Raw genomic sequence first — 14,376 nt, 5'->3', positions numbered from 1 at the left:
GCCCGCCGCTCGCGCGGTGGCGGTCCTCGCCTCGTGATTCGTCAATCGGTGATTACGGTCATGCCTGCATCGTCGCAGATGCCTACGACAACGGGCCGGGGTGAGCCGTAGCCCTCCCCGGCCCGTGCCGGTACTACCTGGTCCGGGAGTACCCCGGTGCCCCGTTTCTGCTCAGCGGACCTGGTCCACGTCGACGAGGTCGACCCGGATGCCACGGCCGCCGATGGCGCCTACGACCGTCCGCAGGGCACGCGCGGTGCGGCCGTTGCGGCCGATCACCTTTCCGAGGTCGTCGGGGTGGACCCGGACCTCCAGAACGCGCCCGCGGCGCAGGGTGCGCGAGGCGACCTGCACGTCGTCGGGGTTGTCGACGATGCCCTTTACGAGGTGCTCGAGGGCCTCCTCGAGCATGATCAGGACTCGGTCGACTCGGAGGTGGACTCGGCCTCGGCCTCGTCCGCCTTCTTGTCAGCCTTCTTCGCCTTCGGGGTGATCGCCTCACCCTTCGGCTCGTCGCCGGCGTCCTTGGCCAGGGCCTCGAACAGGGCGCGCTTGTCGGCCTTCGGCTCGGCGACCTTCATCGGCGCCGGGGCGGGCAGGCCCTTGAACTTCTGCCAGTCGCCGGTGACCTTGAGGATGGCCATGACGGGCTCGGTCGGCTGCGCGCCGACACCCAGCCAGTACTGGACACGCTCGGAGTCGACCTCGATGCGCGAGGGGTTCTGCACCGGGTGGTACAGACCGATCTCCTCGATGGCCCGGCCGTCACGGCGGGTACGGGAGTCGGCGACGATGATGCGGTAGTGAGGCGCGCGGATCTTACCCAGACGCTTCAGCTTGATCTTGACTGCCACGGGAGTGGTGTCTCCTGGTCTTGACGTGGTTGGGCACAACGGGATGCCACGTGGGGTTGCGGTACTCGGGTGCCCGATGGACGCGTCAGCCGGAGGAGAGAGGGGTCCTGTGCGGCTGTCGAGTACAGCTAGCCATTGTGCCACACCCCTCCAGGTCAGCCGACCGCGGCCACCTCGGGAATACGGAACGGTTTGCCGCAGCCGCCGCAGACGATGGGCGCCTGAGCCAGCACGGACGGAACAACCCGGACATTTCTTCCGCAATCACATACAGCCTTGACACGCACGCCGCCACCGGACGAGCCGTGCCGCGCGGCCGGGCCGCGGAAGCTGCGGGCGCTGTCGGCCGTGGTCGCGGCGGAGTGCGCCTTCAGGGCTCTGGCGAGCCGCTCGATGGTGGGGCGGTATCGCCTCCGGGCCTCGGGGTTGAGCGTCACCAGCGAGAAGCCGCTGCTCGGGTGCGGCTCGTCGACGTGGTCGAGGCCCAACTCCTCGGCGATCGCGAGGAATCGACGGTTGTGGTAGCGGCCGGCGCGTGAGGTGTCGCGGACGCCGCGGGCGGCGGCGATGCCGTGGACTGCCTCGTGCAGCAGCCGTTCGAAGGAGAGCTCGGCGCCACAGGCGGACGAGGATTCTCCGATCAGGGACTCGGGCGCGGCCAGGTCCGGCAGCTCGGGGTGGTGCCGTTGAATGTCGGCCCACGCGAGCGCCAGTTCGGCGGCGAGAACAGGCGGTGTCGTGCTCACGTCGTGACAACGAGCCGGGCCCGTCCAGTGTTCCGATTACGGGGCATCTCAAATAATTTGCACGTACCGGTCAGTTTCTGGTCATCGGTTCCGAGGACGGCGTGTGCGCAGAACTGCGGAGAAGGCGCGCGACAGGTGGCAAGCCGGGGCGTACCCGCGCGTACGCCCCGGCGCGTAAGAGTTGTGTACGCGCCGGGGCATCCGATGCCCGTGGGCCGCGGCGTGACGCCTGGGGAGCCCGGTGGGACTCAGTAGGCGCGCGCGACGACGGCGATGCTACCGGGGGCGTCGTCGGCGTCGGGCACCGACCCGTCCTCGCCCACCAGACACCGTACGGTCACGGCCTGCTCGGCAAGCCGGGCCTCTCCCTCCGCGCCGAGCACCGCCCACGGGATACGGGCCCAACCGCCCGCGGCCGCCGCCTCGACGGCCTCCTCTGCGGTCGTCACGTCGGTGGTGCACGACTGCCGGCGTTCGCGGGACTGCCGCAGAAGCAGCGCCTGGTCCAGGACCGCGGGGAGAAGGGCGGCGAGCGCGTCGAGCCGGACCGGCTCCTTGCCTCCGGGGATGCGGCGGACCAGCATCGCGGTGCCGTTCTCCAGGTCGCGCGGGCCGACCTCGACGCGGAGCGGCACGCCCTTCAGTTCCCAGTCCACCGCACGGCGCCCGAACGGGGTGTCCGTACGGTCGTCGACCTGGACCCGTACGCCCGCCGCCTTCAGTGTGTCGCCGATCCGCCGGGCTTCGGCCGATACGGCGTCGTCCCCCTTGACCGCCACGACCACGGCCTGGACCGGGGCCAGCCGCGGCGGGACGCGCAGGCCGTGGTCGTCGCCGTGCGACATGGCCAGCGCGCCGATCATGCGGGTGGAGCTGCCCCAGGAGGTCTGCCAGACCAGTTTCTGCTTGCCTTCCTTGGAGAGGTACCGCGTGTCGAAGGCGCGCGCGAAGTTCTGGCCGAGTTCGTGGCTGGTGCCCATCTGGAGAGCCTTGCCGTCACCCGTCATCGCTTCGAGGGTGAGGGTGTTGACCGCACCGGCGAACCGTTCCACCGGGGTCTTGCGGCCGGCCACGACGTCGATGGCGAGGACGTTGACCATGAAGTCGGCGTAGACGTCGCGGTGGATGCGGACGGCGTAGTCGCGCGCCTCCTCATAGGTGGCGTGCGCGGTGTGGCCTTCCTGCCAGAGGAACTCCGTCGTACGGAGGAAGGCCCGCGGCCGCATCTCCCAACGGACGGCGTTCGCCCACTGGTTGATGAGCAGGGGGAGGTCGCGGTAGCTCTGCACCCACTTGGAGAAGTACTCGTTGACGATGGTCTCGGAGGTGGGCCTGATGACGGCCGGCTCCTCCAGCTCCTTGCCGCCGCCATGGGTGACCACAGCCAGTTCGGGCGCGAAGCCCTCGACGTGCTCGGCCTCCCTGGTCAGGTACGACTGCGGGATCAGGAGCGGGAAATACGCGTTCTGGGCACCGGCTTCCTTGATGCGCGCGTCCAGCTCCTGCTGCATCCGCTCCCAGAGCCCGTACCCGTACGGTCGGATGACCATGGTGCCGCGCACCGGCCCGTTGTCGGCCAGCTCTGCCTTGCCGACCAGGTCCTGGTACCAGCGGGGAAAGTCGTCCGCCTGGGGTGTGAGAACGGGGGGCATCGCCATGGCGCGCATGGTACGGGCGCGGCCCCCGGCGTCGGCAAACGGAATTGCACCCCGGCGCACTGAGGGGCGCGCGGGAGACAACCCCGGCGCACCCCTGGACTCCGACCCGGATGGGGAGTTGTCTGGAATGCGGGGGCGCACGACGCGAACACAGGGGCGGGACACGGGGGCGATCGACACGGAACAGCTTCGGGTTCTCGGCGGATTGGGGCGCTTTCGATGACACCCACGCTCGTACGGCATCACCTCCGGCAGTCCGGCTCACCCGGATCGTACGGCTCGTCCGCACCGGCCGACTTCTGCGAGCGCGCCCGTGACTGGGCCGAGATCCAGGAGCGGATGCTGGTGCCGCTGTACGAGGCCGTCTACGACCGCCTGACTGTCGGCCCGCACACCAGGCTGCTGGGGCTGGGCTGCGGTTCCGGGCTCGCGCTGCTGATCGCCGCTGCCCGCGGTGCGCAGGTCTGCGGTGTGGACGCGGACGAGAAACGGCTGAATCTGGCGCGTGAGCGGCTGACGCCCGACGCGGCGCGGGAGGGCCGGGGTGGCGCGGACCGTGCCACCTTGCTGGCGTGCGGCGGCCCCGAGCGGGCGGCCGACCCCGGCGGCTCCGCGTTCAACCTGGTGACGGCCTTTCACCCGGTGGGCTGCGTCAGCAGCATCGAGGGGCTGACGGCTTCGCTGGTGACGGCCGCCGGGCTCGCGGAGCGCGGCAGCCCTGTCGTGCTGGGCGGCTGGGGCCCGGTGGAGCGGTGCGCCACGGCCGGTGTCCTGCGGGTGGCCCAGCGGCTGGCGGACCCGCTGCGCACGGCGGGCGGCTGGCGGCCCAGCGGCCGTGACGACCTTGAGGACCTGGCCGACCGTGCGGGCCTGCGGCCCGACGGGTCGGGGCGGGTGGCGTGCCCGTTCGGCTACGGGGATTTGCCGAGCGCGGTGCGGGGGCTGCTGTCCACGGGCCTGTTCGACGCGGCGTTGGAAGTCACCGACCAGGCGCAGGTGGAAAAGGAACTGGGCGAGGCGCTCCATCCGCACCAGCTCCCGGACGGCACGGTGTGGATGGCGAACGTGTTCCGTTATCTGATCGCCCGTACGTGATTTTTGCGCAGTCCTCGATGTTCTGACCTCAGCGAACCCGTCGTTGCCCGCCCGCCTGCCGAACACTGCCCGCGCCGCGCTCCGCATCCATTCTTACGCCGTTAGACGGGGCGCGGCGCGGGAGGCACCGTGGTTGCCCGGGCGCCAGTGCCGGTCTTCCGCGCCCCTTTGCCGGGGTCCGGAAGCGTCACCGCCCGCATCCCGTCCGTTCACCCGCACGCGGTATAGCCAATATCCAGAATTCTGTTTACTGTCAATTCCATGAACGGCATCGACGAACGGTTCCTGACCCGCAACGGGCACGCCGCCCGACGACTCTCGGCCCTGTTGATCAACCGGCCCACCGAAGGCGAGGCCGCACGGCTCCCCCGGGTGCGCGACCTCGCCGCCGAGCTGGGGGTCGGCAACGGGACAGTGCAGGCGGCGCTCCAGCTCTTGGAGGAATCGGGCGCGATAGAGACCGTGGCCCGCGGCCACCTCGGCACCTTCCTCGTACGCGCCGACCGCGCCGTGCTGTGGCGCCTGGCCGGCCTGGGCACCGTCCTCGCCGCGATGCCACTGCCCTACTCGCGCAGGTACGAGGGCCTGGCCACCGGCCTGCGGGCCGCTTTCGAGGAAGCCGGCGCGCCTTTCGCGATCACTTTCATGCGCGGCGCGGCCGCCCGCGTCTCCGCGCTACTGGACGGGAAGGTCGATCTTGCGGTGCTGTCCCGCTTCGCCGCGGACCAGTTGATGGAGCAGCACCCGGTCGATCTGATCGCGGATCTGGGACCGGCCACCTATGTGGGGGCCCACGGGCTGCTGCTACGGCATGGCGTGAAGCTCGACACGGAGGGCTTGCGGGTCGCCGTGGACCACGCCTCGGAAGACCAACGCGCCCTCGCCGAGAGGGCTTTCGGCGACCGCCGGGACGTGACCTGGCTGGAGAGCTCGTACATGCAGCTCTACGACCTGTTCACGCACGACCGCGCCGACGCGACCGTCTGGAACCTCGACGAGGTGCAGGGGCAGCTCGGTGGAGAGGTGGACGTCCTGCCGCTCGGCGACGAGATCACCCGCGATCTTTCGTTGCGCAATTCCAGCGCGGCGCTGATAGCGCGCAGCGAGGGCAGCGAGGCGCTGGCGGCGGTGAGCGGGGCGCTCGATCTGAAGGCCGTCACCAGCCTGCAGGACGAGGTGCTGCGAGGGGAGCGCACGCCTTCGTACTGAGGAGGACGAGCGTGGCCCCCCGGGGGCGCGAGCATCTCCGCCGGCAGCACCGTCCGGTTCACGCCAACCGCCGTGGGGGTTGGTCCCGCACACCCAAAACCAAAATCCTGCTTATTGCCTTAGGGGAGGAAGGCCTATGGAAGCCCTGCTGGCACAGCGCATCCGGCTCTTCGTCGAGAGCGGTCGCGTGCGGCCCGAGACCGCCGCTTTCGTCCGGGCCGAGCTGGACGCACTGGCCGCCGAGGGGTGTGCCGTCACCGAGGACTCGGCGGGCATGCTCACCAGCCACCTGCTGATGGCGCTGACCCGGTTGCAGGACGGTGAACCGGTGGAGCAGTTCCGCACCGACGCCGAGGTGGCCGCGGAGCTGGCGGACCATCCGGAGGCCGTCCGGCGGGCCCGCACCGTCTCCCTGCGGGCCGAGCGTGCCCTCGGCTCCCCGCTCCCCGAATCCGAGATCGGCTTCCTGGCGATGCATTTCGCCGTACTGCGAAGGGACACACCATGACGAGGATCCTCACCGGCGGTCTCGGCAAGGCGGAGGTCGCGAACATCGTGGAGCGACTGGCGCTGGACGGTGTCGAGGTCGTGGTCACCAACGACATGGACGCGGCGACGCAGTTGCGGGCCGGCCGGGCCGACTACTTCCTGGGCACCTGCCAGACCGGGGCCGGGGCGTCGCTGGGCGTCCTGGTGGGGCTCATGGGTACCACCGCCTGCCACACCTTCGGCCGCTCGGTCCCGTCGGAGGGTGAGATCGACGCCCTGCTGGACCAGGGCAAGAAGGTGTTCGGTTTCGCCGTCGACCAGATCGAGGCGATAACGCCCGCGCTCGCGGAAGCCATCGCCGCCCGCGCCTGAACAGTCCAGAGCCTTCCCCGGGCCGGGACAGCCTCGGCCCCGGCGGGCCGTACGCCCAGATGACGTGCCAGGGCACAAAGGAGTGAACCCGTGAGCAGCACCGTCCTCTCCGCGAGCACCGGTCTCGACTTCCCGCTCGCGCAGAAACTGACCGTCGTGGCCCTGTGCGCGCTGACCGCCTTCCTCTCGCACCTGGCGCTGGCCGTCTTCAACGACGGCGTGCGGCCCTTCATGCTCGACTTCATCCAGGGGCGTACGACGCGGAGCGCCACCACGGCGGTGTCCTTCGGGCTCTCCGCCGGGTTCGTCTTCGGGCTGGGCGCGCCGATGGCGCTTTCCTCCGGAGTGCTCAACCCGTGGCTGGTGTTCCTGCCCACCGACGTCCTGGGCCTGCTCGCGCCGAGGAAATGGCTCGCGCCGCTGCTCGGCGGCGCGTGGGGCGCGGTGATCGTGTTCGGTCTGAACGGCGCCAACGACCTCGCGCACGACCTTCCGGTCGACTTCCTGACGGCCATGCAGCAGATGGCGACGCCGATTCTCTTCCTCTTCACGCTGTTCCCGGTGCTGGCGATCACCAAGCAGTTCGGGAAGCTGCTCGGTGCTCTGGCGGGCGTGGTGGAGCTGGTGCTCGTCGTGCTGACGATGGAGCTGTGGCCCGGTGTGTTCGCGGGGGCACCGGCCATGGCGGTCGGCGTGTTGCTGCTCATCGGCTTCGCGGTGGCCAAGGACGTACGGCGACGCAGAGCGGAGCGGGCCGCTGCGGAGACGAAGGGCGGGGCCGCGGACATCCCCGGTGGTCCGGGGGAGGAAGATCCGATGGCGTCGCTGTTCGGCGCCAGCGCGGCCCGGCTGCGCCGGCATCTGCCTCTGTTCATGGTGCTGGGCGCGGGTGTCTGCCTCTTGTCCCAGCTGCATGTGTTCGGCGGCGGTGAGGCGACCAGCTTTCTGATCGCCAAGGGGCAGTACACGGAAGCGGCGCAGGTCGACTTCTACCGAGCCTTCGGGTTCATTCCGCTGATCGCCACCACCGCGCTGGCTTCCGGTGCGTACGGCATCGTCGGCTTCACGCTCGTCTACCCCGTCGGCTATCTGCTGCCGAGCCCCTGGCTGGCGGTGGTCTGCGGCGCGCTGGTCTTCGCCGCGGAGGTGCTGGCGCTGAGCTGGATCGGGAGGGTGCTGGGGAGGCTGCCTTCGGTGCGCGACTCATCGGAGTATGTGCGCGGCGCCATCGGCGACACGCTGCAACTGGCCATCGTCTTCGGCTCGTTGATGGCTGCCGACGCCATGGGCGGCGGGCTCGGGATCCTCATAGCCGGCGGCCTCTACCTGCTCAACGAGGCAACAGGGCGGGTGGTCGTCCGGATGGCCGCCGCTCCGGCCGCGGTCGTCGTCTGCGGCATCGTCCTGAACCTCTTGTACTGGCTGGGCCTCTTCACCCCGATCCCCTCCTGACCAGGCGTGTCGGTACGCCGGGAAGGCAGCACGTCATGCATCGTCCGCTGCAGACCGTCACCGGGCCGCTGCCCGTGTCCTCCGTCCGGGGACCCGTGCTCGCCCATGAGCACCTTGCCCTCGACCTCACTCGCCCCACCGACCGCGGTGCCTCGCTGGAGGCCCGGCACGCCCCGTCGGTGACCAGGGAGTTGGCGCTTCTCCGGCAGCGGTTCGGGCTGTCGCTGGTCGTCGAGCTGACCTGCCGGGGCATGGGCCGGGACCCGGCCGCTCTGGCACGCGTCTCCCGGGAGTCGGGCGTCGCGGTCGTCGCGGGCACCGGCTGGTACCACGAAGTGTTCCATCCGCCGGAGGTGGCCGGCGCCTGCGTCGGTGACCTGGCGGGCGCCCTCGTCGAAGAGATCGAGAACGGGCTGGGTGCCGACCGCGTCCGCCCCGGCGTCATCGGAGAAGTCGGCAGCCACGGGAACGCGCCGAGTGAGGCGGAGGCCCGCACACTCACGGCGGCCGCGCATGCCGCCGTCGCGACCGGGCTGTCGTTGGCCACCCACGCGCAACTGGGGCGCGGCGGTCTCGCCCAACTGGATCTGCTCACGGCGGCGGGTGCGCCGCCGCACCGGATCAGCATCGGGCACCAGGATCTGCTCGACGATCCCGCGGTGCACCGGAAGCTGGCGGCGGCAGGTGCGTATGTCGCCTTCGACACCGTCGGCAAGGAGAGCTACCAGAGTGACGCGGCCCGGCTTCGGTTGCTGCTCGCGCTGCTGGACGCCGGGCATGCCGACCGCGTGCTGCTCAGCTGCGACATCTCGCGGCACGGCTACCTGACCGACGAGGGCGGTCACGGGTACGGACACCTGTTCCGGGCGTTTCTGCCGAAGCTGCGGGCCGCCGGAGCCGACGAGGACCTGATCGATCTGCTGACCCGCCGCAACCCGCTGCGGTTCCTCACCGGCAGGGACGAGACGGCCCGGCTCGCATCGGGTGACCGCACGGGGCGGCGGGTGCCGGCATGAGCACACGGTTGCCCAAGACGTACCCGTTGCCGACCGTCGCGCTGGAGGACGCGGTGGCGAACCAGTTCCGGCTGATGGAGTGCGCTGCCCGGCATTTCGAGGGGCAACAGCTCTTCGGGACCGATGCCGGGGTGCTGCCGGGCTCGGGCCGCCCTCGTACCACCGCGCGGGTCGAGGCCGTCCTGGCGGACTTCTTCGGGGCCCAGGCCGCGGCGCTCGTGCAGGGCGCCGGCACCGGCGCCATCCGGGCCGCGCTCGGTGCCGTACTCGCGGCGGGTGCCCCGCTCCTCGTCCACCGCGCGCCGGTCTACCGCACCACCGGTGTCACCTTGCGCGGGCTGGGCGTCGAGATCGTCGAGGCGGACTTCAACGACCGCGCCGCGCTGGACCGCGCGCTGTCCTCCGGCCGGTTCCGGTGGGCGTATGTCCAGCACACCAGGCAGCGGGCCGCGGACTCCTACGACCCGGGCGACGTGCTCGCCGCCTGCCGGGCCGCGCGCGTGCGCACCGTCGTGGACGACAACTACGCGGTGCTGCGCGTCCCGGCGTGCGGAGTGGAACTGGGTGCCGACGCCTCCTGCTTCTCCCTGTTCAAACTGCACGGGCCGGAGGGCGTGGGCGCTGTCGTCGGTGCGCGGGACCTGGTGGATCGCGTACACGAGGACAACTACTCCGGTGGTGGCCAAGTGCAGGGACACCAGGCACTGGACGCGCTGCGGGCGCTCAGTCACGTACCGGTGATGTGGGCGGTGCAGTCCCGGGTCACTACCGAGGCCGCCGAGCGGCTGGCGGCGGGAGAAGTGCCCGGGATCGCCGAAGTACGCGTCGCCAACGCCCAGGACCGGTGCTTGCTGCTACGGCTGGACCGGCCCGTGGCCCGCGCGCTGCCGGCCGCCGCGGCCAGGTACGGCGCCGCCCCGTACCCCGTCGGCTCCAACTCCCGCTACGAGATCACCCCACTCGTCTACCGGATGTCGGGCTCCGTCCTGGAGGACGCGCCGGAGCTGGCCGACTGGACCGTGCGGGTCAATCCGATGCGGGCGGGTGCGGACCTGGTGATCGGCATCCTCGGCCGTGCGCTGCGTGACCTGCGCGATGTGCCCGCCACCGGCGGCTCCGGGTTTCGGGCCCCCTCCGGCGCGGGCCCCGCGCGCGCCCCGCACCCGTCACCCGGCCTGTACGACCACGCGGCAGGGGGCTGAGCGTCATGTTCCTCGACACCGTGCTCGCCCGTAACCCGCGGCTGGCCGACTGTGCCGCCGAGCTGCACCGTACCGGTGCCGTGCCGCCGGACACGTATGTGCTGGACCTCGATGCCGTCGAGGCCAATGCCGCGTTGCTGGCAAGAGAGGCGGACCGGTCGGGCCTCGGGCTCTGGTGCGTGGTCAAGCAGGTCGGCCGTAATCCCGAGCTGGTCCGGGCCGTCGCGCGGCATCTTCCCCGGTTCGCCGCCATAGACGCGTCCGAGGCCCGCACCCTGCACGAGGCCGGTGCGCAGGTCGGCAATGTGGGCCACCTGGTACAGGTTCCGCATCGCGCCCTGCCCGAGGTTCTCACCTGGGGTCCCGAGGCGGTCACGGTCTTCGACCTGGCCAACGCCCGCGCCGTCTCGGACGCCGCACGCCGGCTGGGACGCGCACAGGACGTGTTGGTACGGATCGAGGGCGCGCCCGGCGCGGTCCATCCAGGGCAAGAGGGTGGCGTGCCGCTCGACGGCCTGGCGGGGTTCGTGAGGGAGGCGGAGCATCTGCCCGGCATCCGTATCGCCGGGGTCACCGCGTTCCCTTGTGTCCGGTGCGACCCCGGGTCCGGGCGGCCGTACCCCACGGCGACTTTCGAACTCGTCCGTGAGGCCCGCGCGTTGCTGGCCTCCCGCGGGCACCGGGATCTGAAGCTGAGCGCCCCGGGGGTCACGTGCGCGGCCACCCTTCCGATGCTCGCCGAGCTGGGCGCCACGCACGGCGAGCCCGGCCACGCCCTCACCGGCACCACGCCCCTGCACGCGGCCGGTCCGGAGCAGCCGGAGTGGCCCGCTTACGTCTACGTCACCGAGGTCGCGCACACCCTCGCCGACGGCCGTCCCGCTCTTCACGGCGGCGGCTTCTACCCCCGGGCCCGGGCCGCGTCGGCGCTGATTCCCCGTACCGGCGCACGGCTCCCCGTCCTGGAGGCGCCGGCCGAGTACATCGACTACTACCGTCTGCTGGCCCCTGGCGACGCCAGGCCCGGCGACACCGCCCTCCTCGCGTTCCGTACGCAGATCTTCGTCACCCGCAGCCAGGTCGCCGTCGTCTCCGGCCTCTCCTCCGGATCCCCGCGGCTGACCGGCCGGTACGACGCGCTCGGCCGCCCGCTTCCCAAGGCCCCGGGCAGGGAAAGCGCAGGTGCGCCATGAGCCGGGTCGTCATCCTCGTCATCGACGGCTTCGGCGTCGGTGCGATGCCCGACGCGGGTGCGCCGCGCTCCGCGGACGCCACCGCCGACACCCTCGGCCATCTCCTCGACGCGCACCGCGCGAGCACCGGCCACCGCCTCCCGTTGCCCACCCTGGAGGCCCTCGGCCTGGGACTCGTCCACCCGCACGGGGACCTCGCACGGGCCGCGGCCCTCCCTGCGGCCGTCGGCCGCGCCGCTCCCGGCTATCCGGGCGCCGATACGTACGCCGGGCATCAGACCATGATGGGCGCCGACTGCAGCCAGGTGACCGTGGCCAGGATCGCCGGGCATCTCGACGAGGTCGCCGCGGCCCTCCGGGCAGACGGGCACCGTACCGCCCTCCTCGACGGGCGGCCTGTGCTGGTGGTGGACGGGCGGGTCCTCGTCCACGACAACCTGGAAGCGGACCCGGGGGTCAACTGGAACGTCTCCGGCCGCTTGGAGGACGTCCCGTTCGCGGAAATCCTTGCCGTCGCCCGCGCGGTGCGGTCGGTCGCCCCGGTCGCCCGGGTGATCGCCGTCGGGGGTCACGCCGACGCTCCGCTGGGCGCCTTCGTCAGGGACGGCGACCTCGGGACGGTCGGCCTGGACACCCCCGCGAGCGGCTTCTACCGGAACGGCGGCCTGGAGGTGCAGCACCTCGGCGCGCCGCTGGACCGGGCCCGCCGGCTGCCGGAGCTGGCGGCCGGCGCGGGCGTTCCCGTCACCCTCGTGGGCAAGGCCGCCGACGTGCTGTCCTGCGGCGCGGCGCTCAGTCGTCCCGCCGTCGACACCGCCGAGGTCCTCGCGCTCACCCGCGAAGCCGTCCGGCGGGCCCCGGAGACCGCGCTGATCGTCAGCAACGTCCAGGAGACCGACCTTGCGGGGCACCAACAGGACTCCGTGCGGTACGCCGCGGTCCTCCGGGAGACCGACTCGGGGCTGGACGCGCTGCTGCCGTATCTCTCCTCCCCCGGCGACCGCCTGATCGTCACCGGCGACCACGGCAACGATCCGGCCGTCGGCCACGCCCGGCACACGCGCGAGTACGTACCCGTACTGATTCACCGGGCGGAGGCCACCGGTCTTGCCCACCTGCCGCCGGCCCGGACCCTGGCGGACGTCGGAGCCACGGCGGCGGTCGCGCTCGGGCTGCGCGCCGCCGCGCTCGCGAACGGGACCCCGCTGTTGCGGCCGGTGGCCCGATCAACGGAGGTGGCGCGATGACCACATGCGGGACGACCACATGGAGGAGCCCCCGACCGGGGCTCCGGCCAGGGGCTCGACGGTGCGTTTGGGCACCGGGGGCGGCTTCCGGTGCGGCGCGGGCCGACCGGAAGCCCGGGATGGGGCTAGCCCATGAACTTCTTGAACTCGTCGGGGAGTTCAAAATTCTTCGCGTCGTCGCCCTGCGGCAGGCCCAGCGGGTTGCCGGACTGTGCGGCCTCGCGGCGGGCGGCTGCGGCCTCTTCCTCGGCCTTCCGCTTCATGGGGTTGCCGCTCTTGCGCTTGCCCTTGGCCTGCTTCTGCTGCTTCTTCTTCTTGGCGCCGGCACCACCCATGCCCGGCATTCCAGGCATGCCGGGCATCCCCGGCATGCCGCCGCCCTGGGCCATCTTCGACATCATCTTGCGTGCGTCGAAGAAGCGCTCGACCAGGTTCTTGACCGCGCTGACGTCGACGCCGGAGCCCTTGGCGATACGGGCACGGCGCGAGCCGTTGATGATCGTCGGCTCCTGGCGCTCGGCCGGCGTCATCGACTTGATGATCGCGGCCGTGCGGTCGACCTCGCGCTCGTCCAGGTTGTTGATCTGCTCCTTCATCTGCCCCATGCCGGGCAGCATGCCGAGCAGCTTGGAGATGGAGCCCATCTTGCGGACCTGCTCCATCTGGGCCAGGAAGTCGTCGAGCGTGAAGTCCTTGCCCTTGCTGCTCGCCAGCTTGGAGGCCATCTTCTCGGCCTCTTGCTGGCTGAAGGTCTGCTCGGCCTTCTCGATCAGCGTGAGCATGTCGCCCATGCCCAGGATGCGGGACGCCATGCGGTCCGGGTGGAACGCATCGAAGTCGTCCAGCTTCTCGCCGTTGGAGGCGAACATGATCTGCTTGCCGGTGACGTGCGCGATGGAGAGCGCGGCGCCACCGCGGGCGTCGCCGTCCAGCTTGGAGAGCACCACGCCGTCGAAGCCGACGCCGTCGCGGAACGCCTCGGCGGTGTTGACCGCGTCCTGGCCGATCATCGCGTCGACGACGAAGAGGACCTCGTCCGGCCTGACCGCGTCGCGGATGTCCGCGGCCTGCTGCATCAGTTCCTGGTCGATGCCGAGGCGGCCCGCGGTGTCGACGATGACCACGTCGTGCTGCTTCGCGCGGGCGAACTCGATCGAGTCCTGAGCGACCTTGACCGGGTCACCGACACCGTTGCCCGGCTCCGGCGCGAAGATGGCGACGTCGGCGCGCTCGGCGACGACCGAGAGCTGATTGACGGCGTTGGGGCGCTGGAGGTCACAGGCGACCAGCAGCGGCGCGTGGCCCTGCTGCTTGAGCCAGTTGCCGAGCTTTCCCGCGAGGGTCGTCTTACCGGCACCCTGCAGACCGGCCAGCATGATGACGGTCGGCGGGTTCTTGGCGAAGCGCAGGCGGCGGGTCTCGCCACCGAGGATGCCGACGAGCTCCTCGTTGACGATCTTGATGACCTGCTGGGCGGGGTTGAGCGCCTGGGAGACCTCGGCACCGGTCGCCCGCTCCTTGACCTGCTTGATGAAGGCCCGGACGACGGGCAGCGCGACGTCGGCCTCCAGCAGGGCGATCCGGATCTCGCGCGCCGTGGCGTCGATGTCCGCCTCGCTCAAGCGGCCTTTGCCCCGGAGGTTTTTGAAAGTACTCGCCAAGCGGTCGGAAAGCGTATCGAACACGGCGGTCGTCGATCCTCGGGGTCGGGGGCAGGCTTACGTCGGCTTCTAGGGTATCCGCCCGTGCAAGCAACGCGCCCCTGCCTGCCGGGGAAGGGCTCCAGGACGGGGCTCCGCGCGACTGCGGGCGCACTGTGGGACCAGCTCGGATGCCCTCTCCG

The 14,376-nt window shown here is 71.2% G+C and carries 14 protein-coding genes; 9 read left to right on the top strand and 5 right to left on the bottom strand.

The window, feature by feature from the left end:
• Positions 1–171: 171 nt before the first annotated feature.
• From ACH4K4_RS22355 to proS, 4 genes are all read right to left on the bottom strand, one after another.
• The gene (locus tag ACH4K4_RS22355) at positions 172–411 is read right to left on the bottom strand and encodes an RNA-binding protein (protein WP_003980229.1); all 240 of its coding nucleotides are present in this window, start codon (positions 409–411) and stop codon (positions 172–174) included.
• Positions 412–413: 2 nt separating this feature from the next.
• Positions 414–854 (bottom strand): 30S ribosomal protein S16, encoded by a 441-nt coding sequence (gene rpsP / locus ACH4K4_RS22350; protein ID WP_360131156.1) that lies wholly within the window; start codon positions 852–854, stop codon positions 414–416.
• A gap of 155 nt (positions 855–1,009) precedes the next feature.
• Positions 1,010–1,600: a hypothetical protein gene (locus tag ACH4K4_RS22345; protein WP_003980231.1), complete on the bottom strand. Its 591-nt coding sequence runs from the start codon at positions 1,598–1,600 to the stop codon at positions 1,010–1,012.
• A 248-nt stretch (positions 1,601–1,848) separates the two neighbouring features.
• Complete coding sequence (proS, locus tag ACH4K4_RS22340; protein WP_398169452.1) at positions 1,849–3,258, bottom strand: proline--tRNA ligase; 1,410 nt, start codon at positions 3,256–3,258, stop codon at positions 1,849–1,851.
• A 219-nt stretch (positions 3,259–3,477) separates the two neighbouring features.
• Between proS and ACH4K4_RS22335 the strand changes: the two genes are divergently transcribed.
• The 9 genes from ACH4K4_RS22335 to ACH4K4_RS22295 all read left to right on the top strand — a co-directional run bounded on the left by ACH4K4_RS22335 (position 3,478) and on the right by ACH4K4_RS22295 (position 12,533).
• Positions 3,478–4,353, top strand: coding sequence for a methyltransferase domain-containing protein (locus ACH4K4_RS22335; RefSeq protein ID WP_398169451.1), 876 nt, complete (start codon positions 3,478–3,480; stop codon positions 4,351–4,353).
• A gap of 261 nt (positions 4,354–4,614) precedes the next feature.
• Entirely contained in the window at positions 4,615–5,562 is a 948-nt protein-coding gene (gene yhfZ / locus ACH4K4_RS22330; protein ID WP_398169449.1) for a GntR family transcriptional regulator YhfZ, read from the top strand.
• Between the two features lie 136 nt (positions 5,563–5,698).
• Positions 5,699–6,070 carry a PRD domain-containing protein gene (locus ACH4K4_RS22325; RefSeq protein ID WP_398030468.1) on the top strand — a complete coding sequence of 124 codons (372 nt, stop codon included), beginning with the start codon at positions 5,699–5,701 and terminating at the stop codon, positions 6,068–6,070.
• Positions 6,067–6,423: a DUF2620 domain-containing protein gene (locus ACH4K4_RS22320; RefSeq protein ID WP_398169447.1), complete on the top strand. Its 357-nt coding sequence runs from the start codon at positions 6,067–6,069 to the stop codon at positions 6,421–6,423. The genes ACH4K4_RS22325 and ACH4K4_RS22320 overlap by 4 nt, the downstream gene beginning before the upstream one ends.
• Before the next feature lie 90 nt (positions 6,424–6,513).
• A complete protein-coding gene (locus ACH4K4_RS22315; RefSeq protein WP_398169446.1) occupies positions 6,514–7,875 on the top strand; it encodes a YhfT family protein in 1,362 nt (453 codons plus the stop codon).
• 35 nt (positions 7,876–7,910) lie between these two features.
• Entirely contained in the window at positions 7,911–8,891 is a 981-nt protein-coding gene (locus ACH4K4_RS22310) for a phosphotriesterase (RefSeq protein ID WP_398169444.1), read from the top strand.
• Entirely contained in the window at positions 8,888–10,093 is a 1,206-nt protein-coding gene (locus ACH4K4_RS22305; protein ID WP_398169442.1) for an aminotransferase class V-fold PLP-dependent enzyme, read from the top strand. The genes ACH4K4_RS22310 and ACH4K4_RS22305 overlap by 4 nt, the downstream gene beginning before the upstream one ends.
• A 5-nt stretch (positions 10,094–10,098) precedes the next feature.
• Entirely contained in the window at positions 10,099–11,286 is a 1,188-nt protein-coding gene (locus ACH4K4_RS22300; RefSeq protein ID WP_398169440.1) for an alanine racemase, read from the top strand.
• Entirely contained in the window at positions 11,283–12,533 is a 1,251-nt protein-coding gene (locus ACH4K4_RS22295; protein WP_398169438.1) for a phosphopentomutase, read from the top strand. The genes ACH4K4_RS22300 and ACH4K4_RS22295 overlap by 4 nt, the downstream gene beginning before the upstream one ends.
• A 125-nt stretch (positions 12,534–12,658) precedes the next feature.
• Here the strand turns inward: ACH4K4_RS22295 and ffh are convergent, their stop codons facing one another.
• Entirely contained in the window at positions 12,659–14,218 is a 1,560-nt protein-coding gene (gene ffh, locus ACH4K4_RS22290) for a signal recognition particle protein (RefSeq protein ID WP_398169437.1), read from the bottom strand.
• Between the last annotated feature and the right edge of the window lie 158 nt (positions 14,219–14,376).

It is taken from the genome of Streptomyces sp. NPDC017529, assembly GCF_044329785.1.
Taxonomy (GTDB): Bacteria; Actinomycetota; Actinomycetes; order Streptomycetales; family Streptomycetaceae; genus Streptomyces.
The sequence above is the reverse complement of the archived record's forward strand: the minus strand, read 5'-3'. Positions and strand labels throughout refer to the sequence as shown.

Coding starts and splice junctions, on each gene's coding strand:
- ACH4K4_RS22355 (WP_003980229.1), bottom strand. CDS start 411: ATGCTCGAGGAGGCCCTCGAGCACCTCGTAAAGGGCATCGTCGACAAC.
- proS (WP_398169452.1), bottom strand. CDS start 3,258: ATGGCGATGCCCCCCGTTCTCACACCCCAGGCGGACGACTTTCCCCGC.
- ACH4K4_RS22335 (WP_398169451.1), top strand. CDS start 3,478: ATGACACCCACGCTCGTACGGCATCACCTCCGGCAGTCCGGCTCACCC.
- yhfZ (WP_398169449.1), top strand. CDS start 4,615: ATGAACGGCATCGACGAACGGTTCCTGACCCGCAACGGGCACGCCGCC.
- ACH4K4_RS22325 (WP_398030468.1), top strand. CDS start 5,699: ATGGAAGCCCTGCTGGCACAGCGCATCCGGCTCTTCGTCGAGAGCGGT.
- ACH4K4_RS22320 (WP_398169447.1), top strand. CDS start 6,067: ATGACGAGGATCCTCACCGGCGGTCTCGGCAAGGCGGAGGTCGCGAAC.
- ACH4K4_RS22310 (WP_398169444.1), top strand. CDS start 7,911: ATGCATCGTCCGCTGCAGACCGTCACCGGGCCGCTGCCCGTGTCCTCC.
- ACH4K4_RS22305 (WP_398169442.1), top strand. CDS start 8,888: ATGAGCACACGGTTGCCCAAGACGTACCCGTTGCCGACCGTCGCGCTG.
- ACH4K4_RS22300 (WP_398169440.1), top strand. CDS start 10,099: ATGTTCCTCGACACCGTGCTCGCCCGTAACCCGCGGCTGGCCGACTGT.
- ACH4K4_RS22295 (WP_398169438.1), top strand. CDS start 11,283: ATGAGCCGGGTCGTCATCCTCGTCATCGACGGCTTCGGCGTCGGTGCG.